24 protein-coding genes, 1 tRNA gene and 2 pseudogenes are annotated in these 24,731 nt (G+C 56.1%); 20 read left to right on the top strand and 7 right to left on the bottom strand.

Annotation, left to right across the window (positions count from 1 at the left end; translation table 11 throughout):
• Window positions 1-415: pseudogene (locus A7D21_RS11175) on the bottom strand (detoxification); the annotation flags it as partial.
• A 193-nt stretch (window positions 416-608) separates the two neighbouring features.
• Here A7D21_RS11175 and A7D21_RS11170 point away from each other — a divergent pair.
• Window positions 609-1,079, top strand: coding sequence for a helix-turn-helix domain-containing protein (locus A7D21_RS11170; protein WP_069551713.1), 471 nt, complete (start codon window positions 609-611; stop codon window positions 1,077-1,079).
• The gene (locus A7D21_RS11165) at window positions 1,076-1,651 is read left to right on the top strand and encodes a PIN domain-containing protein (RefSeq protein ID WP_069551712.1); all 576 of its coding nucleotides are present in this window, start codon (window positions 1,076-1,078) and stop codon (window positions 1,649-1,651) included. The genes A7D21_RS11170 and A7D21_RS11165 overlap by 4 nt, the downstream gene beginning before the upstream one ends.
• 485 nt (window positions 1,652-2,136) lie before the next feature.
• Here A7D21_RS11165 and A7D21_RS11160 read toward each other — a convergent pair whose 3' ends face one another.
• Window positions 2,137-5,220, bottom strand: a complete 3,084-nt coding sequence (locus tag A7D21_RS11160; protein ID WP_069551711.1) for an ATP-binding protein — start codon at window positions 5,218-5,220, stop codon at window positions 2,137-2,139.
• A 782-nt stretch (window positions 5,221-6,002) separates the two neighbouring features.
• Between A7D21_RS11160 and A7D21_RS11155 the strand changes: the two are divergent.
• Window positions 6,003-6,278, top strand: a pseudogene (locus tag A7D21_RS11155) (DUF3077 domain-containing protein); the annotation flags it as partial.
• Between the two features lie 171 nt (window positions 6,279-6,449).
• Here A7D21_RS11155 and A7D21_RS11150 read toward each other — a convergent pair.
• The gene (locus A7D21_RS11150; protein ID WP_053257892.1) at window positions 6,450-6,821 is read right to left on the bottom strand and encodes a PH domain-containing protein; all 372 of its coding nucleotides are present in this window, start codon (window positions 6,819-6,821) and stop codon (window positions 6,450-6,452) included.
• Window positions 6,822-6,954: 133 nt separating this feature from the next.
• Here A7D21_RS11150 and A7D21_RS11145 point away from each other — a divergent pair, with 133 nt between their 5' ends.
• Complete coding sequence (locus tag A7D21_RS11145; RefSeq protein WP_069551709.1) at window positions 6,955-7,590, top strand: LysE family translocator; 636 nt, start codon at window positions 6,955-6,957, stop codon at window positions 7,588-7,590.
• Window positions 7,591-7,596: 6 nt separating this feature from the next.
• Here A7D21_RS11145 and A7D21_RS11140 read toward each other — a convergent pair whose 3' ends face one another.
• Window positions 7,597-8,289, bottom strand: coding sequence for an NBR1-Ig-like domain-containing protein (locus A7D21_RS11140; RefSeq protein ID WP_053257890.1), 693 nt, complete (start codon window positions 8,287-8,289; stop codon window positions 7,597-7,599).
• Between the two features lie 231 nt (window positions 8,290-8,520).
• On the opposite strand from A7D21_RS11140, the gene A7D21_RS11135 reads away from it, so the two are divergent.
• Window positions 8,521-9,327 (top strand): 2OG-Fe(II) oxygenase family protein, encoded by an 807-nt coding sequence (locus A7D21_RS11135; RefSeq protein WP_069551708.1) that lies wholly within the window; start codon window positions 8,521-8,523, stop codon window positions 9,325-9,327.
• 24 nt (window positions 9,328-9,351) lie between these two features.
• Window positions 9,352-10,011 carry a LysE/ArgO family amino acid transporter gene (locus tag A7D21_RS11130; RefSeq protein ID WP_053257888.1) on the top strand — a complete coding sequence of 220 codons (660 nt, stop codon included), beginning with the start codon at window positions 9,352-9,354 and terminating at the stop codon, window positions 10,009-10,011.
• Here A7D21_RS11130 and A7D21_RS11125 read toward each other — a convergent pair.
• Window positions 9,961-10,290 (bottom strand): hypothetical protein, encoded by a 330-nt coding sequence (locus tag A7D21_RS11125; protein ID WP_069551707.1) that lies wholly within the window; start codon window positions 10,288-10,290, stop codon window positions 9,961-9,963. The two genes, A7D21_RS11130 and A7D21_RS11125, sit on opposite strands and share 51 nt — an antisense overlap.
• Window positions 10,291-10,384: 94 nt before the next feature.
• Window positions 10,385-10,469 (bottom strand) — tRNA-Leu (locus A7D21_RS11120).
• Window positions 10,470-10,577: 108 nt separating this feature from the next.
• Here A7D21_RS11120 and queA point away from each other — a divergent pair.
• From queA to A7D21_RS11090, 6 genes are all read left to right on the top strand, one after another.
• Complete coding sequence (gene queA, locus A7D21_RS11115; RefSeq protein ID WP_069551706.1) at window positions 10,578-11,642, top strand: tRNA preQ1(34) S-adenosylmethionine ribosyltransferase-isomerase QueA; 1,065 nt, start codon at window positions 10,578-10,580, stop codon at window positions 11,640-11,642.
• A 5-nt stretch (window positions 11,643-11,647) separates the two neighbouring features.
• Window positions 11,648-12,763 carry a tRNA guanosine(34) transglycosylase Tgt gene (gene tgt, locus A7D21_RS11110; protein ID WP_003175976.1) on the top strand — a complete coding sequence of 372 codons (1,116 nt, stop codon included), beginning with the start codon at window positions 11,648-11,650 and terminating at the stop codon, window positions 12,761-12,763.
• Window positions 12,764-12,806: 43 nt separating this feature from the next.
• Window positions 12,807-13,145 (top strand): preprotein translocase subunit YajC, encoded by a 339-nt coding sequence (gene yajC, locus A7D21_RS11105; RefSeq protein WP_003175975.1) that lies wholly within the window; start codon window positions 12,807-12,809, stop codon window positions 13,143-13,145.
• Window positions 13,146-13,207: 62 nt separating this feature from the next.
• Window positions 13,208-15,079, top strand: coding sequence for a protein translocase subunit SecD (secD, locus tag A7D21_RS11100; protein WP_053257885.1), 1,872 nt, complete (start codon window positions 13,208-13,210; stop codon window positions 15,077-15,079).
• Between the two features lie 9 nt (window positions 15,080-15,088).
• Window positions 15,089-16,003 carry a protein translocase subunit SecF gene (secF, locus tag A7D21_RS11095; protein ID WP_053257884.1) on the top strand — a complete coding sequence of 305 codons (915 nt, stop codon included), beginning with the start codon at window positions 15,089-15,091 and terminating at the stop codon, window positions 16,001-16,003.
• Window positions 16,004-16,126: 123 nt separating this feature from the next.
• On the top strand, window positions 16,127-16,669 hold the full coding sequence (locus A7D21_RS11090) for a glycine zipper 2TM domain-containing protein (protein WP_053257883.1): 543 nt from the start codon (window positions 16,127-16,129) through the stop codon (window positions 16,667-16,669).
• 204 nt (window positions 16,670-16,873) lie between these two features.
• On the opposite strand, the gene suhB is transcribed toward A7D21_RS11090, so the two are convergent.
• Entirely contained in the window at window positions 16,874-17,689 is an 816-nt protein-coding gene (gene suhB / locus A7D21_RS11085; RefSeq protein WP_003175971.1) for an inositol-phosphate phosphatase, read from the bottom strand.
• Window positions 17,690-17,834: 145 nt separating this feature from the next.
• Between suhB and trmJ the strand changes: the two genes are divergently transcribed.
• The 8 genes from trmJ to hscA all read left to right on the top strand — a co-directional run bounded on the left by trmJ (window position 17,835) and on the right by hscA (window position 24,731).
• On the top strand, window positions 17,835-18,605 hold the full coding sequence (gene trmJ, locus A7D21_RS11080; protein WP_003210307.1) for a tRNA (cytosine(32)/uridine(32)-2'-O)-methyltransferase TrmJ: 771 nt from the start codon (window positions 17,835-17,837) through the stop codon (window positions 18,603-18,605).
• A gap of 2 nt (window positions 18,606-18,607) precedes the next feature.
• Window positions 18,608-19,393 (top strand): serine O-acetyltransferase, encoded by a 786-nt coding sequence (gene cysE / locus A7D21_RS11075; protein WP_053257882.1) that lies wholly within the window; start codon window positions 18,608-18,610, stop codon window positions 19,391-19,393.
• Window positions 19,394-19,692: 299 nt separating this feature from the next.
• The gene (gene iscR, locus A7D21_RS11070) at window positions 19,693-20,184 is read left to right on the top strand and encodes a Fe-S cluster assembly transcriptional regulator IscR (RefSeq protein WP_003194020.1); all 492 of its coding nucleotides are present in this window, start codon (window positions 19,693-19,695) and stop codon (window positions 20,182-20,184) included.
• Window positions 20,185-20,234: 50 nt separating this feature from the next.
• A complete protein-coding gene (locus tag A7D21_RS11065) occupies window positions 20,235-21,449 on the top strand; it encodes an IscS subfamily cysteine desulfurase (RefSeq protein WP_053257881.1) in 1,215 nt (404 codons plus the stop codon).
• Window positions 21,450-21,548: 99 nt separating this feature from the next.
• On the top strand, window positions 21,549-21,935 hold the full coding sequence (gene iscU, locus A7D21_RS11060) for a Fe-S cluster assembly scaffold IscU (protein ID WP_003175965.1): 387 nt from the start codon (window positions 21,549-21,551) through the stop codon (window positions 21,933-21,935).
• Between the two features lie 28 nt (window positions 21,936-21,963).
• Window positions 21,964-22,287, top strand: a complete 324-nt coding sequence (gene iscA / locus A7D21_RS11055) for an iron-sulfur cluster assembly protein IscA (protein ID WP_003209680.1) — start codon at window positions 21,964-21,966, stop codon at window positions 22,285-22,287.
• Window positions 22,288-22,295: 8 nt separating this feature from the next.
• On the top strand, window positions 22,296-22,817 hold the full coding sequence (hscB, locus tag A7D21_RS11050; protein WP_053257880.1) for a co-chaperone HscB: 522 nt from the start codon (window positions 22,296-22,298) through the stop codon (window positions 22,815-22,817).
• 51 nt (window positions 22,818-22,868) lie between these two features.
• Window positions 22,869-24,731 (top strand): Fe-S protein assembly chaperone HscA, encoded by a 1,863-nt coding sequence (gene hscA, locus A7D21_RS11045; protein ID WP_053257879.1) that lies wholly within the window; start codon window positions 22,869-22,871, stop codon window positions 24,729-24,731.

Raw genomic sequence — 24,731 nt, 5'->3', positions numbered from 1 at the left:
CCGCCAATAAGCCACCGGCTACAGTGCCAGCGGCGGTTGCTGCGGATTCCACCACCGCCGAACGCAACGCCAACTGCCCCAAGCCAACAGGCAGGGCGCTGCCGCTGATCTTGCGCAAGGCGACTGCGCCTCGGCTGTCCACCTCGCGCCCACCCAACAGGCTGAAATGGCCGTAGTCCTTGACCCGCTCCAACGGTACGTAACCGGTTGGGTCGTTGTAGCGAATGATGCCGTCGGGCAGTTGGCAGGGTTTGGTGAACACGCAACCTGGAAGCTTTGCGGGCGTAGGCGCCGGGGCGGGTGTTGAGTTGAATAACTCTATGGGCGGCGAATAGGACTTCCGTTTCGGCTGCGGAATCAGGATGCGCCGTTTGAGTTGTTCTTCTTCGGTGATGGGGTACGCACGTTCTGACATGACGGGCTCACTTCCTTGTGCGAGGGAGTGAGCGTACGAGGGGGAATCAGAGGTTGATGTCGGGTTTGTTCGATGGTGGGCGTGGGAAAAGTGGACTGTTGTCTGATCCGATATAGTTGTTTCGATTATTGCGATTTTCGTTTGTTTCGTTTAGCCTTGGCCCAACTGAATTGCGTAACGCCGGAGCTGCATCATGATCACCAATCACCTTCCCAAAACCATCCTTCCGCTGGAAAAGGAAGTCGAAGCAGCCGTGCAAGGCCAGCGCGAACTGGCGTCCTTGCTATCGACCAAATTTGAAACCCAGCGTATCGACATCTTCGACAAAGAAGACAAACCCCACACCCTCGTACTCCCAACTTCAGCGCTTCGTCTGCTGGTGGATATCCTCGGCGAGTTGGCGATGGGCAACGCCGTCAAGGTCGTGCCGGTGCATGCCGAATTGACCTCGCAGGAGGCTGCCGACCTGCTTAACGTTTCTCGCCCGCACCTGGTCAAAATGCTGGAGGAGGGCGCCATTCCTTTTACAAAAACGGGACGGCATCGGCGAATTCGGTTTTCGGACCTGATGGCGTTCAAGCAGCGCCGTGACGAAGAAAGCCAAGAGGCAATGGAAGCGCTGGCGCAGCAGGCCCAAGAGCTGGGAATGGGGTATGACGGATGAGGTGTTCGCCTTTTACAGCAGTGTACGACGCCTGTGTTCTCTACCCTGCAGCACTGCGGGATTTGCTGATGTGGCTTGGTTTGTCGGGATTGTACCGAGCACGATGGACTAGCCAGATTCATGAGGAATGGAAGCGCAACTTACTCAAGAACCGACCCGATCTTACGGCGGAGCAAGTGAATTGCACATCGGCATTGATGGATAAGGCTATACCCGACGCCTTGGTGACTGGGTACGAAGATCTCTGTTCGAGTTTGGATTTGCCTGATCCTGATGATCGTCACGTGTTGGCGGCGGCGATTCGGAGCAAAGCTGAGGTTATCGTGACCTTCAATCTGAAGGACTTTCCGGCGCATATCTTGGCTGCCTATGACATCGAACCGATGCATCCGGATGACTTTATTTCGGACCTTTGGGATTTGGATCAGGCTGCGGTGTTGGGGGCGGCCCAGAAGCAGAGGAGGACGTTAAAGCGACCGCCGATGGAGGCTGGGAGTTATCTTGAAATGTTGATGCAGCAGGGGTTGGTGCAGACTAGTAAGGTCCTGGGGCCTTATGGGGTGATGTTGTAGTTGTATAATTGTATGGAGCAATGTCGACGGAAGGTCATTATGGTTCCGAAATAACCTTGTGCTCTCTTATTCAATGAAAATTACCACCGCATCCTCACTGCCGTCTTGGGGCGTATTCTCAAGGTGCGTACGAAAAATAGCTCGTCACTTATGTTCGAAAATCAACAGTCGGTGACGGCGTAATCGGCCGCTACAGTAAACTTGATATAGTTATACAAGCCTTTGAGCAAAATGGATGGCTGATTTTAAGTGGATTTATACGAAGGTGTAAGATTTGGCTGCGCTCAGAGCCATATCTTTTTTGATCTCCGTTAAGCTATTGTCTGGTGTTTGTTTTAGGTTTGGTGATATTGGTGCTGATTTTAAGCTGGCTTGTGGTGATTTTCTTATATTGAAAACTGTTAGGGTTCAGATTTTAGGGGGGCTAGAGATGGTGGGTTTATAAGTAACAAAGCCGATATAGCTATCGGCTTTGTTATGCTGAATTATAAGCCTCTGGATGTTTTCCAAGAAGTCCAATAGATAGTGTTTCGCATGATTTCATTATCTATATAATTTATCAGATTTAAATAGTTTTTTTTGATGGTGCTAATGTCGCTAGCGTTTATAAGTCTTGGAGAGACCCATTCACATAAATCATCAAGCGTGTCAGTAGTGACCGATACTCCATCCTCTCTCTTTTCCTGAAGAAATAAGAAGGGTAGCAATACCCGTTCTCCGTGTGCCAGGCTCATCGAAAATATGGAGTTCGCTCTTAACCCAACTTCATTTTTTAATGCCAATGCCTGAAAATCAATACCATCAATTAAAACATTTTTCGCTGAAATGTAATTTCGTTGATTTCCCCAGCCGGATCTGGCGGCACCTGCAATCGCAGTTGCCAGTGCAGGCTTATCCCAAGGAGCTTGAGTGGTGCGCTTGAATATTGTAATGTTTCGAAGGAGGTCCTCTTCATTTATTTTGCGGGCCGCTCTATCGTTAGTGGTTTCACCTTCAATTTTTTCGACCTCTATGTCGTAAATTTTTTGATTGCCTTGAATGGATGTTGTTTGCGGAGATACTGACTCCCACTCGTGAATCATTGTCATGATAGTTAGGTCTGCATGGGTGCCTCCAAGTTTCAAGTGGTTATCGTTGCTTTGTGTTATTTTGTTTTCGCGCGTTAATTGAACAGACCAATTGTCACTTTCAAAATAGTCCCTTAATTTTCTGCTGCTGTTTTTTACTGTCAAATCAAGCCATGAATCGCCTTTGCTTCGACTTAGAGCACTCCATTTGTCTCCGAATTGTAAGGCCATCCCTTTGAGGAATATAGAATATGTTGCATCGTCGGATTGGTTTGTCTCTGGTTTTTTTCTATCAGAAAGTGATAGGTCCTCGGTGACGAAGTGTAAAAGTGTTTCAAGAATCATTGTTTTTAATCGTTTGAGCGCCTCTGTTGAAACTTTGTCTCGGCTGAATTTTAACCAGTCGCTAGCTTTGCCGGATAGAATATCAATTTCAATTATTACATTTGGAATGTATATCCCCTTTGTTTCAAATTCTTGACCTCTATAAAAGGTGCTTAGCAAATGCGCGGGGTGGGTATCAGTAACTGGCTTGTATGAAAAGCTGCATTCGAATTCATCTGTGGAAAAAAATCGCCACTCAAAGGTATTGCCTTGTTCGTGGTCTTTCAATGCAGTATTTGCTGAAAGGTATTTCGTTTGTTTTGTTATAAATTCGCCGTGAATAGGTAAAAGAGATCTTTCGCTAAATTTTAATGCTGCATCGTAAACAGTTGCGGCTTCATAAGGGAAAGCATCGTTAAGTACGGGGTCCAGTTCTTTAACGAACTTTGATGCTAGCGACTCTTCGCCACTAAATGATAAGCTGTACGATTTTGCAAATTTCTGGAGTTCAATAGTAAAGCTAAGCTCCGTACCGAATGGAACAGAAAAACCATTGTCCGCCGAGCTTAGTGTTACCAAACCTTGCTTGCTTCCTGTTGGAGAGTGCATTGTGATGTTAAATGCTTCGTTTGTTAACAAGCTTTTTGTTTTTATTTGGATTTGATTAGTCACCATAAACAAGCTTTGAAGTCCGATTCCAAAAGTTCCAGATGGTTTCAGCCATTCTGGCATGGTTTCTATTTTTGATTGGCGTGAAAAATTACGTTTGGAACCGCCAATTTTCAACATGTGTTCTAAATCACTCTTGCTGATACCTGTTCCAGTGTCGGTGATAATGATCTGCCAGTTCGTAAATTTGTTTTCATTATCAGTGGTTTTTGCTGTCTCTATTAGTCTAAAGGTTATCGGTTGTGAGTTTAGAGTAGGTAAGATGTTGGGTGCAAACGGAGTGCTCCAATTTAATTTTAAGTTATTTTGATTTTCCAACCAAATTCTTAGGTGAGTAGCGTCTGCGGCGTTTTGTAATGCTTCTCTAATACATGCGAATTTTGAGTCATAAAGATTATTTCCTTGTAAGAGCTCAATTGCATTTTGTGTGTCGATGCCAAATGCTGGACGCTCTCCGTCCCGAAGAATTTGAATGTTCCCGCCAATGCTTACGGAGATTTTTCCGAGTGTAGGAAGTAGGCCTAGAGCTCTATCAGGTACGATATCGCGCCAGTTCGCCATTTGGTCGTGCATTTCCTGTTTAAGCCATTCAAACCATTTAAATGCTTCTAGATAGCCGTCGACGCTTTCACATTCTGCACTAACCTCGATTTTTTCCTGATCTATTCTGAGGTGGCGAATAGCTGAGTGCTTGTCTTCATGTGCCAGAGTTAGGTTTGGTCTATCATCTCCGGCAATCCGTTGCATAACCGGACAGAATCGATTGTCATCCATATCTAGGAGGTCACCCATGCGGAGCATGCAGGCGACGAACCGAGGGTGGCAGTCATCTTGAGCTAGTCCCGCCTCTCTGAATGGCAGTCCGTCATCATTCATCAGTTTGTCGAATGGGACGCCATGCATCAGACAGATTTTTCCAAGCACTCTGAAAAGCCGCGAGGGTATAAGTTCCGTTCTTGGAGAGTTAACACCAATACTTTGCATTGGTGTTTTTACTATTTGATCGGCCCTACCAGGATGCTTTTGTCTGAACCATTCAGCCATCAACTCTTTAAAGCGCGTGACCATTTCGATAGGGTTTGCCTCATCGAACACTGCATTTGTCCCACGTCTTTTTCTCAGCGCTACAGCTACATGATGCAACTCGTGGTGGGGCTGGTTGCAGTAACCATTCAAAAATGTTTCAAAGTTGGGGTCTTTCAGAGCCTCATTCATATCTGCTTGTGGTACAACCATGCCGATATCATGCCAATAAGCTGCTTCCAGTATCAGCCATGTGTCAGTGGCGGATAATAGCGTGATGTTGGAGCCTAATATCCGTTCAATGTTAACCAAGATTTGCTTGGAGTGTGATTCGTCATGGCGGCTGTAATGGGAGAATAGTACTCCGACTGTTTGTAAGGCCTTTGGTATTAATTTTTGGTCAAAGTCCCACTGGCTATATAATGAGGTCAGTGCGGAGTGCTCTTCTGTTTTTTCTTTAAGGTGTTTTATGAGAAGGTCGGCCATTTTAATAGTTCGCTTATTTTTGTTGGTAAGTGATGATTTTTCTAAAGCTGAGACGAATGTTTGGTGATTTTTAGCTAAAGCGGTTGTTTTTGGGGGTTATAGAAAGCCTTTGGGATTGGTATGACCAGGAATAGCGCTCGCAAAGACGTAAATAGAAATTATGAGACCATGTTGAGTATTTCAATTTCGCACCGTTGCTTATAAATTGGGACTTCACCAGGTCGATTGGTGACGCGTTGGTTGACTATCTAAATTCTTAGGGCGCTATGCACTAAGTTCCAATGCAGGAAGAGGTGGACTTATTTTTATCAGAGTGCATGGCGAAAAGCTACCTTGCATTATCTTGGAAAGCGCACTGGATAGGAACTTTCTCCTCCGCCGATCTATTTATTGATTTACACACCCTTTCGGAAACTTTTCGAGACAGATAGTGACTTTTAATGCAATGAGCTACTGCGCTACCTTCCCCTCTGTCGCTTCCAACCCAGCGACCGGACTTGAAAATCCGAGAAACAATAGGCGCATAGGCGCCACCATCCATTAGACTATTGGCGCTTTTTTGTGCTCGTATGTCTGTGTCATGGCGGCTATGCGTGGGAGACCTTCGGGTCTGCCGGGTTCCTATTGTCCCGGTTTCTCAGCCCGCGCATAGCTGCCACCCATTCGCATGAGAAACGAACGTGGCGGCTCACTACATTAGGAGCTTAAGCAATGAGCGTTTCTGATAGGTCATACCCACGCATCACCGTCGTCACCACCACCGCGCAGTGCGGAGGTGCCCAATGATCAACCCACCCCTCAACAAAACCCTCGGCGTCATCACCTTCTCCACCTGCGGCAAACAGCCCAATCTCCACTGTCTATTCCGCGTCAATGCCGGCGTGCCGATCCTCGACGCCCTGGAGCATGCCTCCGAGCTGCTGCACTGTTCCAAAATGCTCGCATTGGATGCCGCCATGGACAAGAGCGCCGACCGTTACGCTTGGGCGGCGCATTATTTGGGGGAGATGGCGAAGGCGGTGGTGGATGATTTGGCCAATGGGATGTTGCCGAATGGGGGGGGTGGAGGAGAGGGAGGCTGTTTCGGTGTAAACGGGTGGTTTGATGGTGTGGCGGCGGGCGCCTTCGCGAGCAAGCCCGCTCCCGCATTTGGATCTGTGTACATTCGTTGAATCAGTGTCTGCAGCAGAGAAGACCTTGGGACGCCAAGGTCTTTTTTTGCCTGCTGATCAGCTCAGCAGGTGCTTGGAGATGATCCGCGAGATTTCCACAATCGAAGTCTTCCCCGTGAATTCAAACTTCACTTTCCCCAGCGACGAAAAGTAAATCTCCAACTCCGAATCCAGGTCAAACGTGCCGGAGGTTTCCACCGAGTACGCAACGATATTTTTGTACGGCAGCGAGGTGAAGTCCTTCTTGCTGCCGGTAATTCCCTGCACGTTCACCGCGATGATGCGTTTGGTGGTGAAGACCACGCCGTCGCGCATGGCTTTGTAGGCGTCGATCACTTCTTCGCCATCGAGCAGCAGGGCGGAGACGCGTTCGGCGTATTCGTTGTTTTGTTTGAGTTTGAAGAAACCTTTGTTGTTGAAGTCGATCATGGGCCTGTCCTGGGTGTGTGGTGCGGAAAATGCCTGTGCGGGTGTATGACGTTTTGCTCGTGGATCTGTATCTAACGGCCTGCTATTCAACGCCCTACCATGGCGCCCAACCTCATAATTTTGGAGCGGCACCATGCCCGAACTGTCCAGCTGGCTTGCTTATGGCCTGATCTCACTCGGCATGGTGCTCACCCCCGGGCCGAATATGATTTACCTCATTTCCCGCTCGATTTGCCAGGGGCGCACGGCTGGGTTGATTTCGCTGGGCGGTGTGGCGTTGGGGTTTGTGGTTTACATGCTCTGCGCGGCATTAGGGATTACCGCGCTGGTGATGGCGGTGCCATTTGCCTACGACGCGCTGCGGCTCGGCGGGGCATTGTACCTGGTGTACCTGGCCTGGCAGGCGATCAAGCCGGGTGGCCGTTCGCCGTTTCACGTGCGGGATTTACCCCAGGACAGCCCGCGCAAGCTGTTCATGATGGGCTTTGTGACCAACCTGCTGAACCCTAAAGTCGCGGTGATGTATTTGTCGTTGCTGCCGCAGTTTATCGACCCGAATGGCCATGGCAGTGTGCTAACGCAGTCCCTGGTGCTGGGCTTTACGCAGATTGCCATCAGCGTGAGCGTTAACTCGGTGATTGCCATCATGGCGGGCTCCATCGCGGTGTTCTTTGTCACCCGCCCGGGTTGGCAGGTGGTGCAGCGCTGGGTGATGGGCTCGGTGTTGATGGGGTTGGCGGTGCGCATGGCGGTTGAAGGGCGGCGGTGAGGCCATTCAGCGTGCCATGACGTTGACGATGACATGCAGGATGAAGGCGGGGCCGTAGCAGGGCTGACCGTGTTCATCCTCGATCCGCCAGATGGACGTGACCGTGCAGGTTTCCTTGGGCGCGGCGAACTCTACAGTGATGTGCACCGGTTGGCCGGGCAGTGTTTCTGCAATAGCGATCTCGTTGTTCAGGCTGCGCAGGTGGGTGTCCATCACCACTTCCAGTGGCGCGCCCGTGGCGGTGCGTTGGGCGATAACGTATTCGCCGTCTACCCGTACCAGCCTGCGGCCACGCCAGGGGCGGGTGCCAAGGTTCTGGATTTCCCAGGTCTTCTGAAACGTCTCACCGGGTAACACGACGGTTTGGTCCGGCGTGGTGACGTCTGCGTTGAAGACGGCAACGTCACCAGGGTCTTGCAGGCCGATAGCGCGGTTAGTGGCAGCCATTGAGTGAGCGCCCACCGGAGCGCCTGCCAAATCGGCGAAGTAGCGGAACAGTAGCAGTGGTGAAACTTGAAGTGCCTTGGCCAACTTGATCAGTGTGCGCACCGAGGGATCTTGAGAGGCGCCACCGGCCAACCCGTAAAGGTAGGTTCTGGATATGCCGGCTTCCTTGGCCAGGGTGGTCATGGATTTACCCAGTTCCCGGCTGCGTCTTACGACTAGCGCTCGAAGAGTGTCGCGCGTCTTGATGCTCATAGTTGATTGCTCATCCCCAGTCCTTGGTGAAAGTCGTCACGTTGTTAGCTAAAAAGGACAACCTGCCCGCCGCAACGTGTAGTGGGCCATGCACACTCGCATCCTGCTGGCGACGTTGTGAAGGACATGGATAGTCCGCGTTTTGATTGGCTATATCCAGTGTCGCGGTTTCTCGCATGCTTGCGACCCCATTTTTGTTGCATTCATTTACAACTATCTCTGGATATCTCTATGAAACAGATAAAAGCGTGCTGTGAATCCATTGCTCGATCAGGCTTTGGGACCCTGCAGGTCTCAGATGCGATGCAGCAGGACTACAAAAAGATCATTGATGGGTACGCGGCAATTTCCCAAACTACCAAACAATCATTTTCCTTCGCCGAAGACACTGACGGTTTTTTCCCTTTTGGCGCCGAGTATTCGAGCATCGAAGACCACCCGGACCTGTGTGAGCGTTTCTGTTACTGGCCTGCGCATGCGCCTAAGCGAACGGATCTGGAGTTCACCCGAAGCCCGTTCTTCACTGCTGTGGGTAGTTTTGAGCGCCAGATCAGCGAGCTCGCCCAAGCGTTAATGGACGGGATTTGTGCAGAGTTTGGCGTTGCCCCATTAGCGCCCTTGCGTTTGGCGTCTTACATCCAACTCTGTGTCTACGGTGCTCAGGCCACAAACGGCGTGCGTCAATTTGCTCAGGACCCTCATGAAGATGGGCACATGCTGTCGTTCATCAAGCCTACCCGCGAAGGGCTGGTGTTGGTGAAGGGCGCTTCATTAGAGCCGGTCCGGCTTCTGGAGGGCGAGATTGCAGTGCTGGCAGGTTCGTTGCTCACTGAGCTTTCCGACCAGTCCATTCCTGCTGCCTATCATGCTGTGCTGGCGCCGAAGCAGCCAGTCGCCAGAAGCTCGTTGATTTACTTTGCAAATCCGAGCCCGGAACAGCGGCCGACAAGCTTTTTCCGCCGCAAACCCATTGACCTGAACAGTGCTGTCAACGCTCGTCATATTGGTTTCGGCAATCAGCCTATTCAACTTCTTTAATCGCCTCGCGGACTCGAACATTCCATGTTTCCACATTTCAACGCCCTGTACCTTGAAGGCTTGCTCCTGGGCATCGGACTGTTCGCCGCCCCCGGCCCAAAAGACACCTTGGTCATCCGCCAAGGTGTCGGCCGTGGTCCCATCTGGTGGGTGGTCGCTATTTGTGTGCTGGCCGATATTCTCCTGATCGCTATCGGCGTGACGGGGTTAGGGGCTGTGCTGAAAAGTTGGCCGGCGGTGATGGCGATATTGCTCGTAACCGGCGCGGCCTATCTGCTGTGGTTCGGTGGTCAGCGCTTGTTGGCCTGCATCCGCAACCTGTCCATGCCGGACACTCAAGGGGGTAACTCGCAAAGGGGGCTAGTACGTACGGCGATAGTGCTTGGCTTCGCCAACCCCTACGCCTGGCTTGATACGGTGGTGCTGATCGGCTCTATCGGTGCGGCCAAGCCCGCTGGCCAGCAAGCACTGTTCGCGACAGGCGCCATGACGGCATCGTTGGTGTGGTTTGTGCTGTTGGCGCTGGGGTGTCAGCGTTTGACATGGCTGTTTCGCGCGCCCGTGGTCTGGCGCTGCTTGGACGCTGGCGTTGCGGTGCTGATGGTTTACCTGGCGGGTATGTTGCTCATTGACTCACTGGATATCTTTCAGATAGTCCTTGAGGGTCATCAGCGGAGCGTTTAGCTCATCAAGGTGGCGGGCCTGTTGCACTTCGGCGGACAGCTTGTGCAGTTCACGCCCGAGTACGGTGTTGGCACCGCCTAACGTATCCAGTGCCTGGGCAATGCACTCATCAAGCTTGCGTTGAATCGTGGCCAAATCCCCCTGACGTACCAACAAGCCGAACACTTCCCGCTCATACCCGTCCATGACCAAATCATCGCGCAGAATCGGGCTCGCGCCTTCGGTCTCATGCACCAGCTTGAGAGCAAAAAGCGCAACAGCTTCCAGCGTCAATTCCATGGTCCCGGCTCCTTAGCGTCTGTGTTCGCCCGTGCATACGCACTTTTCTACAGGCGAAAAAAAAGACCTTGAATTTCAAGGTCTTTCTTTAAGATGGTGCCCCGAGGGAGACTCGAACTCCCACTCCTTTCGAAAACGGATTTTGAATCCGCCGCGTCTACCAATTCCGCCATCAGGGCTCAATGGCGGCGAAGTATAGAGATGAGATTACCGTTGGTCAATCACGTTTCATGGTCTATTTTCACTATTTCCGCTAGACTTCCCGGCCCTGCTAGACGAACCCCATCATGCGCGTTGCTGACTTTACTTTTGAGCTCCCTGATTCGCTGATCGCTCGCCACCCTTTGGCCGAGCGTCGCGCCAGTCGACTGCTGACCCTGGACGGGGTGAGCGGTGCCCTCGCACACCGTCAATTCACTGATTTGCTTGAGCATTTGCGCCCAGGCGATTTGATGGTGTTTAACAATACCCGGGTGATTCCGGCACGGCTGTTTGGCCAGAAAGCGTCCGGCGGCAAGCTGGAAATTCTGGTCGAACGGGTGCTGGACAGCCATCGCGTGCTGGCCCATGTGCGCTCCAGCAAGTCGCCGAAACCGGGGTCGAGCATCCTGATCGATGGCGGTGGCGAGGCCGAGATGGTCGCGCGCCATGACGCGTTGTTCGAACTCAAGTTCGCCGAAGAAGTGTTGCCGCTGCTGGAGCGCGTCGGCCATATGCCGTTGCCTCCTTATATAGACCGCCCCGACGAAGACGCGGATCGCGAGCGCTATCAGACGGTGTACTCCCAGCGTCTGGGTGCGGTGGCCGCGCCAACGGCCGGGCTGCATTTTGACCAGCCGTTGCTGGATGCGATTGCCGCCAAGGGCGTCGAGAGCGCTTATGTGACCCTGCACGTGGGGGCCGGTACGTTTCAGCCGGTGCGTGTGGATAACATCGAAGATCACCATATGCACAGCGAGTGGCTGGAAGTCAGCCAGGATGTCGTGGATGCCGTGGCGGCGTGCAAGGCGCGCGGCGGTCGCGTTGTGGCGGTGGGCACCACCAGCGTGCGTTCGCTGGAGAGTGCGGCGCGTGATGGCGTGCTCAAGCCGTTCAGTGGCGACACCGATATCTTTATTTTCCCGGGCCGGCCGTTCCATGTGGTCGATTGCCTGGTGACCAACTTCCATTTGCCGGAATCCACGCTGTTGATGCTGGTGTCGGCATTTGCCGGTTACCCGGAAACCATGGCCGCGTATCAAGCCGCCATCGCCAACGAGTACCGTTTTTTCAGCTACGGTGATGCGATGTTTATCACCCGTAACCCGGCGCCGACTGCTCCTAAAGAAGCGGGCCCTGAGGAACAACTATGAGTCGTATGTCGTTTGAATTATTGGCTACTGACGGCAAGGCTCGTCGGGGTCGCCTGACCTTTCCACGCGGCACCGTCGAAACCCCGGCTTTCATGCCTGTGGGCACCTATGGCACCGTCAAGGGCATGCTGCCGCGTGACATCGTCGCCACCGGCGCCGAAATCATCCTCGGCAACACGTTCCACCTGTGGCTGCGCCCGGGCACGGAAGTGATCAAGAAGCATGGCGACCTGCATGACTTCATGAAGTGGCAAGGCCCGATCCTCACCGACTCCGGTGGTTTCCAGGTGTTCAGCCTGGGCGCCATGCGCAAGATCAAGGAGGAGGGCGTGACCTTCGCCTCACCGGTCGACGGCTCCAAGGTGTTCATGGGCCCGGAAGAGTCGATGCAGGTGCAGCGCGACCTGGGCTCCGACATCGTGATGATTTTTGACGAGTGCACGCCGTACCCGGCGGATGAAGACGTGGCGCGCATTTCCATGGAGCTGTCGCTGCGTTGGGCTCAGCGTTCGAAGAATGCCCACGGCGATAACACTGCGGCGCTGTTCGGTATCGTCCAGGGCGGCATGCACGAAAGCCTGCGCAAGCGCTCGCTGGAAGGCTTGGACAAGATCGGCTTCGACGGCCTGGCCATCGGCGGTCTGTCGGTGGGCGAGCCCAAGCACGAGATGATCAAGGTGCTGGATTACCTGCCGGGCCTGATGCCGGCTGACAAACCTCGTTACCTTATGGGCGTTGGCAAACCGGAAGATCTCGTAGAGGGTGTGCGCCGCGGTGTGGACATGTTCGATTGCGTGATGCCAACCCGTAATGCCCGCAATGGGCATCTGTTCATCGATACAGGCGTGCTGAAGATCCGTAACGCGTTTCATCGCCATGATGATTCGCCGCTGGATCCCACCTGTGACTGCTACACCTGCCAGAACTTCTCGCGTGCTTATCTGCACCATCTGGACAAGTGCGGGGAAATGCTGGGTAGCATGTTGAATACCATCCACAATTTGCGTCACTACCAAGTCCTGATGGCTGGTTTGCGCGAGGCTATTCAACAGGGTACATTGGCCGCCTTCGTCGATGCCTTCTATGCCAAGCGCGGGCTCCCTGTGCCGCCCTTGGACTGAGTTTTCCGACCCTAAGATTCACTATTTGCAACTGGAGTGCTAAATGAGCTTTTTTATCTCTAATGCCATGGCTGACGCCGCTGCGCCTGCCGCTGCCGGCCCAATGGGCGGTGGTTTCGAGTGGATTTTCCTGGTCGGCTTCCTGGTCATCTTCTACCTGATGATCTGGCGTCCACAGGCCAAGCGCGCCAAAGAGCAGAAAAACCTGCTGGGCAGCCTGCAGAAAGGCGACGAAGTTGTGACCACTGGCGGCATCGCCGGCAAGATCACCAAGGTTTCCGATGCTTTCGTGGTTCTGGAAGTCTCCGACACCGTAGAAATGAAGTTCCAGAAGGGCGCCATCGCCGCCACGCTGCCTAAAGGCACGCTCAAAGCGATCTGAGTAACAACCTTTACCAATCGACGGGGCGCGCAAGGCGCCCCGCGTTATAAGCGGGCGGCGTGATGCTGAACAAATACCCTCTGTGGAAATACGTACTGATCCTGGCGGTGCTGGCGATCGGTTTTATTTATTCCGCTCCCAATCTTTATCCTGATGACCCTGCGATCCAGATCACGGGCGCCAGCACTTCGCTGCAGGTCAATCAGGCAGACCTGGAGCGCGCGAGCAAAGCGCTCACCGATGCGGGCATCCAGGTTAAAGCGGCAACATTGGCGGCTGATGCGAAGGGCGGCTTGTTGCGCCTGACCAAAGCAGAAGACCAACTGCCGGCCAAAGACGTTGTGCGCAAGGCCATGGGTGACGACTACGTTGTCGCGTTGAACCTGGCCCAGACCACGCCAAAATGGCTGCGCAGCATTGGCGCGCACCCGATGAAGCTGGGTCTGGACTTGTCCGGTGGTGTGCACTTCCTGCTGGAAGTCGACATGGACAAAGCCCTCGACGCACGCCTGAAAGTCTACGAAGGCGATGTGAAGAGCCTGCTGCGCAAAGAGAAACTGCGTTATCGCAGCCTGCCGCAGCTCAACGGTGCCATCCAGCTGGGCTTCTCTGACGAAGCTTCCCGCGAACAGGCCCGTGCGCTGATCCGCAAGAACTTCAATGATTTCGACATCGTACCGGCCGACCTGAATGGTCAACCTGTACTGCGTCTGGCGATGACCCCGGCCAAGCTGGCGGAAATCCGCGAATACTCCATCAAGCAGAACTTGACCACGGTACGTAACCGCGTCAACGAACTGGGTGTGGCCGAGCCGATCGTTCAGCGTCAGGGCGCCAACCGCATCGTGGTTGAATTGCCGGGCGTACAGGACACCGCTGAAGCCAAGCGTATCCTGGGTAAAACGGCCAACCTGGAATTCCGTCTGGCCGCTGAGCCGGGTGCTTCTCGCGCAACTGCCGAAGAGTTCGAGTTCCGTGAAGGTAACCGTCCTCCCGCGTTGATCGAGCGTGGCTTGATCATCACCGGTGACCAGGTGACTGACGCCAAGGCGGGTTTTGACTCGCAGCACGGCACGCCTGAAGTGAACATCCGTCTGGATGGCCATGGCGGCGAGCTGATGAGCCGCGCCACGCGCAGCAACGTCGGTCGCAGCATGGCGGTGATCTTCATCGAGCAGCGCCCAGTCACCACCTACACCAAGCAAATGGTCAACGGCGTCGAGAAAGACGTGCCGGTGCAGACCTTCAAAGAAGAGAAGAAGATCATCAGCCTGGCGACCATCCAGTCGCCGCTGGGTGCTCAATTCCGCATCACTGGCCTGAACGGCCAGGGCGAATCGTCCGAACTGGCGCTGCTGTTGCGTGCCGGTGGCCTGGCGGCGCCGATGTACTTCGCTGAAGAACGCACCATTGGCCCGAGCCTGGGTGCCGACAACATCACCAAGGGTGTCGACGCAGCCTTGTGGGGCATGCTGTTTGTGTCGCTGTTCATCATCGCCATCTACCGCTTCTTCGGCGTCATCGCCACCGTAGCCCTGGCGGGCAACATGGTGATGCTGCTGGCCCTGATGTCGCTGCTGGGCGCTACGCTGACCCTGCCAGGCATCGCCGGTATCGTGCTCACCATGGGCATGGCGGTGGACGCCAACGTACTGATCTTCTCGCGGATTCGTGAAGAGATCGCGGCGGGCATGAGCGTACAACGTGCAATCAACGAAGGCTTCGGCCGGGCATTTACCGCGATTCTCGACTCCAACCTGACCACATTGCTGGTCGGCGGGATTCTCTTTGCCATGGGCACCGGCCCGGTCAAAGGTTTTGCGGTGACCATGTCCCTCGGTATCTTTACCTCGATGTTCACGGCCATCATGGTGACCCGCGCAATGGTCAACCTGATCTTTGGCGGACGTGACTTCAAGAAGTTGTGGATTTAAGGGGCTGCCATGTTACGTACAATCAACTTCATGGGCGTTCGCAACGTTGCGTTCGGCTTCACCATGGTCCTCACCGTTCTGGCGTTGTTCAGCTGGTTCCATAAGGGGCTGAACTACGGTCTGGATTTCACCGGCGGTACGCTCATCGAGCTGACCTACGAGAAGCCGGCCGACGTGACCCTGGTGCGCAACGAGCTGGTCAAGGCCGGCTATCACGAAGCCATCGTGCAGAGCTTTGGTGCGACCACCGACCTGCTGGTGCGTATGCCCGGCGAAGATCCGCAACTGGGTCATCAGGTCGCCGAGGCCTTGCAGAAGGTCGGCGGCGACAACCCGGCGTCGGTCAAGCGCGTTGAGTTCGTGGGCCCGCAGGTCGGTGAAGAGCTGCGCGACCAGGGCGGCCTCGGCATGCTGATGGCGCTGGCCGGCATCATGATCTACCTGGCTTTCCGCTTTCAGTGGAAGTTCGGCGTCGGCGCCATTGTGTCGCTGATCCACGACGTGATCGTGACCGTGGGTATCCTGGCCTACTTCCAGATTACCTTCGACCTGACGGTATTGGCGGCGGTGCTGGCGATCATCGGTTACTCCCTCAATGACACCATCGTGGTATTCGACCGGGTTCGTGAGAACTTCCGCGTACTGCGCAAGGCGTCGTTGATCGAGAACATCAACGTTTCCACCACTCAGACCCTGCTGCGGACCATGGCGACGTCGATCTCCACCTTGCTGGCGATTGCTGCACTGATGATCTTCGGTGGTGACAACTTGTGGGGCTTCTCGCTGGCGCTGTTCATTGGCGTTCTGGCGGGCACCTACTCGTCGATCTACATCGCCAACGTGGTGCTGATCTGGCTGAACCTCAACAGCGAGGATTTGATCCCGCCTGCCACTACCGGCAAGGAGGTCGACGACCGCCCTTGATGGGCGCTTGTTGACACGCTGTTACAAAGAAGGCGCGAGTATTGAACTCGCGCCTTTTTTTTTGCTCCAAGGCTGGGTATAGCGCGGACGTTTCGGTCCGCTTGTGATGGTCAGGAGGTTCACGTGAACAAGTCGTTGCTGGTTGGTGCGGTATTGGGTGCTGTCGGTGTGACTGCCGGGGGTGCTGTTGCCACCTACAGCCTGGTAAAAAGCGGCCCTGAGTATGCGCAAGTGCTGGCGGTGCAGCCGGTGAAAACCCAGATTAAAACCCCGCGCGAAGTCTGTAAGGACGTCGCCGTGACCCGGCAGAAGCCTGTGCAGGATCAACATCAAATCGTCGGTACCGTGGTGGGTGCGCTGGCAGGTGGCCTATTGGGCAACCAGGTCGGTGGCGGTAATGGCAAGAAGCTGGCGACGGTAGCCGGTGCGGTGGGTGGTGGTTACGCGGGTAACAAGGTTCAGGAAGGTATGCAGAACCGCGATACCTACACCACTACGCAAACTCGCTGTAACACCGTCAACGACATCAGCGACAAGGTTGTCGGCTATGACGTGCGGTACACCCTGGATGGCAAGGAAGGTTCGGTGCGCATGGACCGTGATCCGGGTGGCCAGATTCCAGTCGATAAAGAAGGTCGCCTGATTCTGGGTCAAAACCAGCAGTAATTCCAAGCTGGGTGCGGTTCAACATGTGGGAGCGGGCTTGCTCGCGAAGGCATAGTGTCAATCAGCAGATGTATTGACTGGCCCACCGCTTTCGCGAGCAAGCCCGCTTCCACATCAGGTATCGGTTTAGCTGGAATTGCCGTATCGACCAACACCCAGGCATAAAAAAAGCACCCCTTGGGGTGCTTTTTTGTGCTCGCTCGCTTAGCGCTTCAGCGAAGCCGGCAGGTGCGGCTGGATCGCCGTCAGTACTGCCTTGAAGCATTTGGTGTTGCCGGCAACGACGTGGCCTTTCTCAAGGAAGTCGTGACCACCGGTGAAATCACTCACCAGGCCGCCAGCTTCCTGGATCAGCAGGGCGCCTGCTGCCATGTCCCATTCGGACAGGCCCGACTCCCAGAACGCATCAAAACGACCGGCGGCAACGTAAGCCAGGTCCAGGCTGGCAGCGCCGGCGCGACGGATGCCGGCGGTCTGGCCAACCAGGGCGCGGAACATGCCCAGGTAGTTTTCCAGGTTGTCCATCTGGTCGTCACGGAACGGGAAGCCAGTGCCGAGCAGGGCGCCGTCCAGGCTGGTACGACCGCTTACACGCAAGCGACGACCGTTCAACTGGGCGCCACGGCCACGGCTGGCGGTGAATTCTTCCTGGCGAACCGGGTCGAGCACGACAGCGTGTTCCAGGCGGCCACGGTATTTGCAGGCAATGCTCACCGCAAAGTGTGGGATGCCGCGCAGGAAGTTGGTGGTGCCATCCAGTGGGTCGATGATCCACAGGTAGTCTTCGCCTTCGCCGCTGCCTTTGTGCAAGCCGGTTTCTTCGCCGAGGATGCCGTGGGTAGGGTAGGCCTTGCGCAGCGCGTCGATGATTTTCTGTTCGGCGGCGCGATCCACCTCGGATACATAATCCTTGGCGTCTTTTTCGTCGACCTTGATGGTATCCAGGCGCTCGATGGAGCGGAAGATCAATTCACTGGCGCTGCGGGCGGCGCGCAGCGCGATATTCAGCATGGGCTGCATGGATGTGTCACCTAAGGTTGTTAAAGAAAGCCGGGCATTCTAGCAGAAACTTTCTTCAGGTGAAGGACGACGTTACCTTTCATGGCATAACCTTAGGCTGTTCTGTAAGATTTGCTCCCCTTTCCCGTGTCCGAGAGCGCCTCCCTTGCTGCAAAACATTCGTGTCGTCTTGGTCAATACCAGTCATCCCGGCAATATCGGCGGGGTGGCGCGAGCCATGAAAAACATGGGGCTGACGCGCCTGGTGCTGGTCGAACCGCGCGTGTTCCCGCACCACGAGGCCGATGCCCGTGCGTCCGGCGCCAATGACATTCTGGAAAAAGCCCAGGTTGTCGCCACCCTGGAAGACGCATTGGTCGGCTGCAACCTGGTGCTTGGCACCAGCGCGCGGGACCGTCGTATCCCTTGGCCGCTGCTGGATCCGCGTGAATGTGGCACCAAAGTGGTGGAAGAGGCCGCCGGCGGCGCAGAAATCGCCTTGGTGTTCGGTCGTGAAGATTCCGGCCTGACCAATGAAGAGCTGCAGCGATGTCATTACCACGTGCACATTCCATCCGACCCTGAGTTCAGCTCGCTGAACCTCGGGGCAGCGGTGCAGGTGTTGAGTTATGAAGTGCGCATGGCCTGGCTGGCCGCTGAAGGTCAGCCGAGCAAGGTAGAGAAGGATGAAGTCGCCTCGACCAAAAGTGGCGAGTTGGCCACGATGGACGAGCTGGAGCGGTTTTATGAGCACCTGGAGCAAACCCTGGTGGCCATCGAGTTCCTCGATCCTGAAAAGCCACGGCACTTGATGGCGCGCCTGCGTCGCCTGTACGGGCGCAGCTCGGTCAGCCGAGCGGAAATGAATATATTGCGTGGCATCCTCACGGAAACCCAGAAAGCGGCCCGTGGCGAGCTTCTTAAGCGGAAGGATTAAAAATGTTCGAGCGTTTGCGAGAAGATATCCAGAGTGTTTTCCACCGTGACCCGGCGGCGCGCAACGCCTTTGAAGTGCTCACCTGCTACCCGGGCATGCACGCGATCTGGATTCACCGCCTGTCCGGCGCCCTGTGGGGTATGGGCTGGAAATGGCTGGCGCGGCTGGTGTCGAACTTCGGTCGCTGGCTGACCGGAATCGAGATTCACCCGGGGGCGAAAGTCGGGCGTCGCTTCTTTATCGACCATGGCATGGGCATCGTGATCGGCGAGACCGCCGAAATCGGTGACGACGTCACCCTTTATCAAGGGGTGACCCTGGGCGGCACTACCTGGAACAAAGGCAAGCGCCACCCGACACTGGGTGACGGTGTGGTGGTGGGGGCGGGCGCCAAGGTGCTTGGCCCGTTTACCGTAGGGGCGGGCGCCAAAGTCGGCTCCAATGCCGTGGTCACCAAGGCCGTGCCGCCTGGCGCAACCGTGGTGGGTATTCCCGGGCGCATCATCGTCAAACCCGAAGTCGGCGACGAACAGGAAGCCAAGCGTAAGGCCATGGCGCAGAAGATCGGTTTCGATGCCTATGGCGTCAGCGAGGACATGCCTGACCCGGTGGCGCGCGCCATTGGCCAGTTGCTTGACCACTTGCAGGCGGTCGACGGCAAACTGGACGGTATGTGCGGCGCGCTGAAGGAGCTGGGCAGCAGCTACTGCGCCAAGGACCTGCCTGAGCTGCGTGAGGAAGACTTCGCCGAGATCAAGAACGAAGCGGCCACCACCAAGGCTGGCTGAGCGCTCGCAATCACCCAAGCCCCTTGTGGGGGCGGGCTTGCTCGCGAAAGCGGTGTGTCAGTCGCTGAATATACTGGCTGACCCAGCGCCTTCGCGAGCAAGCCCGCTCGCACATGTGGTCTTCGTTGTCTCTGGCAGTGCGGGTTGTCCGTTCGCGCTGTTCCATCCCACCCCACCCTGCTATGATTCGCGCGCCCTTTTTACGGGTAATCCCGACTAAAGCACTAGGTCTTATAGTTGACTTAAATACTCGGGAATCGCATACTTGCTCCCATTCTGAAACACCTTGGTACTTGTCCATGAGACTGACTACAAAAGGCCGATACGCGGTAACCGCCATGCTTGACCTGGCCTTGCACGCGCAAACTGGGCCGGTGTCCCTGGCCGATATCTCCGAGCGCCAAGGCATTTCCCTGTCCTACCTCGAACAGCTGTTCGCCAAATTGCGCCGTAGCAACTTGGTTTCCAGCGTACGTGGGCCAGGTGGCGGCTACCAACTGTCCCGCGACATGCAGGGCATCCAGGTAGCCCAGGTGATCGACGCGGTCAACGAATCCGTCGATGCCACCAAATGCCAGGGTTTGGGTGATTGCCACGCTGGCGACACCTGCCTGACCCACCACTTGTGGTGTGACTTGAGCCTGCAGATCCATGAGTTTTTGAGTGGTATCAGCTTGGCTGATCTTGTGACTCGCCGTGAGGTGCAAGAAGTAGCCCAGCGTCAGGACCAGCGCCGTTGCAATACCAAGGCGCCGCGTCTGGACAAGATCGAAGCGTCCGCCGTCGAGTGACAGCCGCAGAGCTAACGGCACGCCAGCCAGCCTGATTTAGGAGAAAGTCCATGAAATTGCCGATTTACCTTGATTACTCAGCGACCACCCCGGTTGATCCGCGTGTCGCGCAAAAGATGAGCGAATGCCTGCTGGTCGACGGAAACTTCGGCAACCCGGCCTCCCGTTCCCACGTATTCGGCTGGAAAGCCGAGGAAGCGGTCGAGAACGCTCGTCGCCAAGTCGCCGACCTGGTGGGTGCAGACCCGCGCGAAATCGTCTGGACCTCCGGTGCCACTGAATCCGACAACCTGGCAATCAAGGGCGCGGCGCATTTCTACGCGACCAAAGGCAAGCACCTGATCACCACCAAGATTGAGCACAAGGCTGTCCTCGACACCATGCGCCAACTGGAGCGTGAGGGTTTTGAGGTGACCTACCTCGAGCCAACCACCGACGGTATCGTCACCCCGGCCATGATCGAAGCCGCGCTGCGTGAAGACACCATCCTGGTTTCCGTGATCCACGTGAACAACGAAATCGGCACCATCAACGACATCGCAGCCATCGGCGAACTGACCCGCTCCAAGGGCATTCTGCTGCACGTCGACGCTGCTCAGTCCACCGGCAAGGTCGACATTGACCTGTCGAAGCTGAAAGTCGATCTGATGTCGTTCTCCGCCCACAAGACCTACGGCCCTAAAGGCATTGGCGCGCTGTACGTGAGCCGCAAGCCTCGCGTGCGTATCGAAGCCACCATGCACGGCGGCGGTCACGAGCGCGGCATGCGTTCGGGCACCCTGGCGACCCACCAGATCGTCGGCATGGGCGAAGCCTTCCGCGTAGCCAAGGAAGACATGGCTGCTGAAAACGTGCGCATCAAGGCGCTGAGCGATCGCTTCTACAAGCAGGTCGAGAACCTTGAAGAGCTGTACGTCAACGGCAGCATGACTGCCCGCGTACCGCACAACCTGAATTTGAGCTTCAACTACGTCGAAGGCGAGTCGCTGATCATGGCGCTCAAGGACCTGGCGGTTTCGTCCGGTTCGGCCTGCACCTCGGCTTCCCTTGAGCCTTCGTACGTATTGCGCGCCCTGGGCCGCAACGACGAACTGGCACACAGCTCGATCCGCTTTACGTTCGGCCGTTTCACCACCGAAGAGCAAGTCGACTACGCCGCGCAGAAAGTCTGCGAAGCCGTCAACAAGCTGCGCGTTCTGTCGCCGCTGTGGGACATGTACAAAGACGGTGTCGATATTTCCAAGATCGAGTGGGCGGCACACTAACTATAGAAGCCGCCACCCAAGCTCTGTAGGAACGTGGCGGAAAACGCAGACGTTTTTACAGGGTTCCAGAGCGGCCCTGATGAGTGAGGATTCAGTACCATGGCTTACAGCGAAAAGGTCATCGACCACTACGAAAACCCGCGCAACGTCGGCAAGATGAACGCGGAAGACCCTGATGTCGGCACTGGCATGGTCGGCGCTCCGGCGTGCGGCGACGTTATGCGCCTGCAGATCAAGGTCAACGACGCTGGCGTTATCGAAGACGCCAAGTTCAAGACTTACGGCTGCGGTTCCGCCATTGCCTCCAGCTCCCTCGCTACCGAGTGGATGAAAGGCAAGACCCTGGATGAGGCTGTAACCATCAGCAACACCCAGTTGGCCGAAGAACTGGCACTGCCGCCAGTGAAAATTCACTGCTCCGTACTCGCCGAAGACGCTATCAAAGCGGCCGTTCGCGACTACAAGCAGAAGAAAGGCTTGATCTAAGCATTTGGCGACGAGTAAGGAGTCAACGATGGCTATCAGCATGACAGAAGCGGCTGCGCAGCACATTCGCCGCTCCCTGAATGGGCGCGGTAAAGGTGAGGGGATTCGTCTGGGTGTTCGCACCACGGGCTGTTCCGGCCTTGCCTACGTGCTGGAGTTTGTCGACGAGGTAGTTGAAGAGGACCAGGTGTTCGAAAGTCACGGCGAGAAAGTGATCATCGACCCTAAAAGCCTGACCTACCTGGACGGCACCGAACTCGATTTCGTCAAGGAAGGGTTGAACGAGGGCTTCAAGTTCAACAACCCCAACGTACGCGGTGAATGTGGCTGCGGCGAAAGCTTCAACATCTGAGGCTATTTGTGGGTACTCCTTGTCATTTCGCTTTATTCGAGCTGCAGCCGAGCTTTCGGCTGGACCTCGAGCAGCTTGCCACGCGCTACCGAGAATTGGCGCGTGGGGTGCATCCGGACCGCTTCGCTGACGCTTCCGAGCGTGAGCAACGCCTGGCGCTGGAGAAATCCGCCAGCCTCAACGAAGCCTATCAGACGCTTAAAAGCCCCCCGAAGCGCGCGCGTTACCTGCTCGCGATGAACGGTGGCGAGTTGCCGATTGAAGTCACGGTGCACGACCCGGACTTCCTGATGCAGCAGATGCAATGGCGCGAAGAGCTCGAAGACTTGCAGGACGAGGCCGATGTGGCCGGTGTCGCGGTCTTCAAGCGTCGTCTGAAAGTGGCCCAGGATGAACTCAACGAAAGCTTCGCAGCCTGTTGGAATGATGCCGCGCAACGTGAGCAGGCCGAACGCCTGATGCGGCGCATGCAGTTCCTCGACAAGCTCACCTACGAAGTGCGCCAGCTAGAAGAGCGCCTCGACGATTAACCCAGTGCTGCCCGTGTTGCACGCCTGATAGACAGATAAGACCTGATTACCATGGCTCTACTGCAGATCGCCGAACCCGGCCAAAGCCCTCAACCGCACCAGCGTCGTCTGGCGGTCGGGATTGACCTGGGCACCACCAATTCCCTGGTCGCCGCCTTGCGCAGCGGCCTGTCCGAGCCGCTGCCCGACGTTGATGGCCAGGTTATTCTGCCGTCCGCCGTGCGCTATCACGCTGATCGCACCGAAGTCGGTGAGTCGGCGAAGCTGGCGGCGTCTTCCGATCCTTTGAACACCGTGCTGTCGGTCAAGCGCTTGATGGGTCGTGGTCTGTCCGACGTCAAGCAATTGGGCGACCAGCTGCCGTACCGCTTTGTCGGCGGCGAATCCCATATGCCGTTCATCGACACTGTCCAGGGGCCGAAAAGCCCGGTGGAAGTCTCGGCTGATATCCTCAAGGTGCTGCGCCAGCGTGCAGAAACCACCTTGGGCGGTGAATTGGTCGGCGCGGTGATCACCGTTCCTGCGTATTTCGACGACGCCCAGCGCCAAGCCACCAAGGACGCGGCGAAACTCGCCGGTCTGAACGTGCTGCGTTTGCTCAACGAGCCTACGGCGGCCGCTGTGGCCTACGGCCTGGATCAGCACGCCGAAGGCCTGGTCGCGATCTACGACTTGGGCGGCGGCACCTTTGATATTTCGATCCTGCGCCTGACCGGCGGTGTGTTCGAAGTGCTGGCCACCGGCGGCGATACCGCCCTGGGCGGCGATGACTTCGATCACGCGATTGCCGGCTGGATCATCACCAGTGCCGGCTTGTCCGCCGACCTGGACCCGGGCGCGCAGCGTAATTTGCTGCAAACTGCCTGTGCGGCCAAAGAAGCACTGACGGACGCCAACTCTGTAGAGGTTTGCTACGGCTCATGGTCGGCTCAACTGACCCGTGAAGCCTTCGATGCGCTGATCGAGCCGATGGTCGCTCGCAGCCTCAGGGCTTGCCGCCGTGCCGTACGTGACTCCGGTGTTGAGCTGGAAGATGTGGCGGCCGTGGTCATGGTTGGCGGTTCGACCCGTGTGCCGCGCGTGCGCGAAGCCGTCGCCGAAGCCTTTGGTCGCCAGCCGCTGACTGAAATCGACCCGGATCAAGTGGTCGCCATCGGTGCGGCGATCCAGGCCGACACCCTGGCCGGCAACAAGCGCGACGGTGGCGAATTGCTGCTGCTCGACGTGATCCCGCTGTCCCTGGGGCTGGAAACCATGGGCGGCCTGATGGAGAAGGTGATTCCACGCAACACCACCATCCCCGTCGCCCGTGCCCAGGACTTCACCACCTACAAAGACGGCCAGACGGCCATGATGATTCACGTGCTGCAAGGCGAGCGCGAGCTGATCAGCGACTGTCGCTCCCTGGCGCGCTTTGAACTGCGCGGCATCCCGGCGATGGTGGCCGGTGCAGCGAAGATTCGCGTCACCTATCAGGTCGACGCCGATGGCCTGCTCAGCGTGGCTGCGCGTGAGCTGGCCTCGGGCGTTGAAGCCAGCATCCAGGTCAAACCGTCCTACGGTCTGACCGACGGCGAAATCGCCAAGATGCTCAAGGACTCGTTCCAATACGCTGGTGACGACAAGGTCGCCCGCGTACTGCGTGAACAGCAAGTTGATGCCCAGCGCCTGCTTGAAGCGGTGCAGGGTGCCCTTGATGCTGACGGCGAGCGCCTGCTGGATGCCGAAGAGCGCATGGTCATCGACCTGCAGATGCAGGAGTTGACCGAATTGATGAAAGGCAACGATGGTTATGCCATCGAGCAACAGACCAAGCGTTTGTCGCAAGTGACCGATGCTTTTGCCGCCCGTCGTATGGACCAGTCGGTAAAAGCCGCCCTGGCGGGACGCAATCTGAATGAAATCGAGGAATAA

The organism is Pseudomonas sp. AP19, assembly GCF_001728855.1.
GTDB lineage: Bacteria > Pseudomonadota > Gammaproteobacteria > Pseudomonadales > Pseudomonadaceae > Aquipseudomonas > Aquipseudomonas fluorescens.
This window is presented reverse-complemented; position numbering and strand designations above follow the sequence as displayed.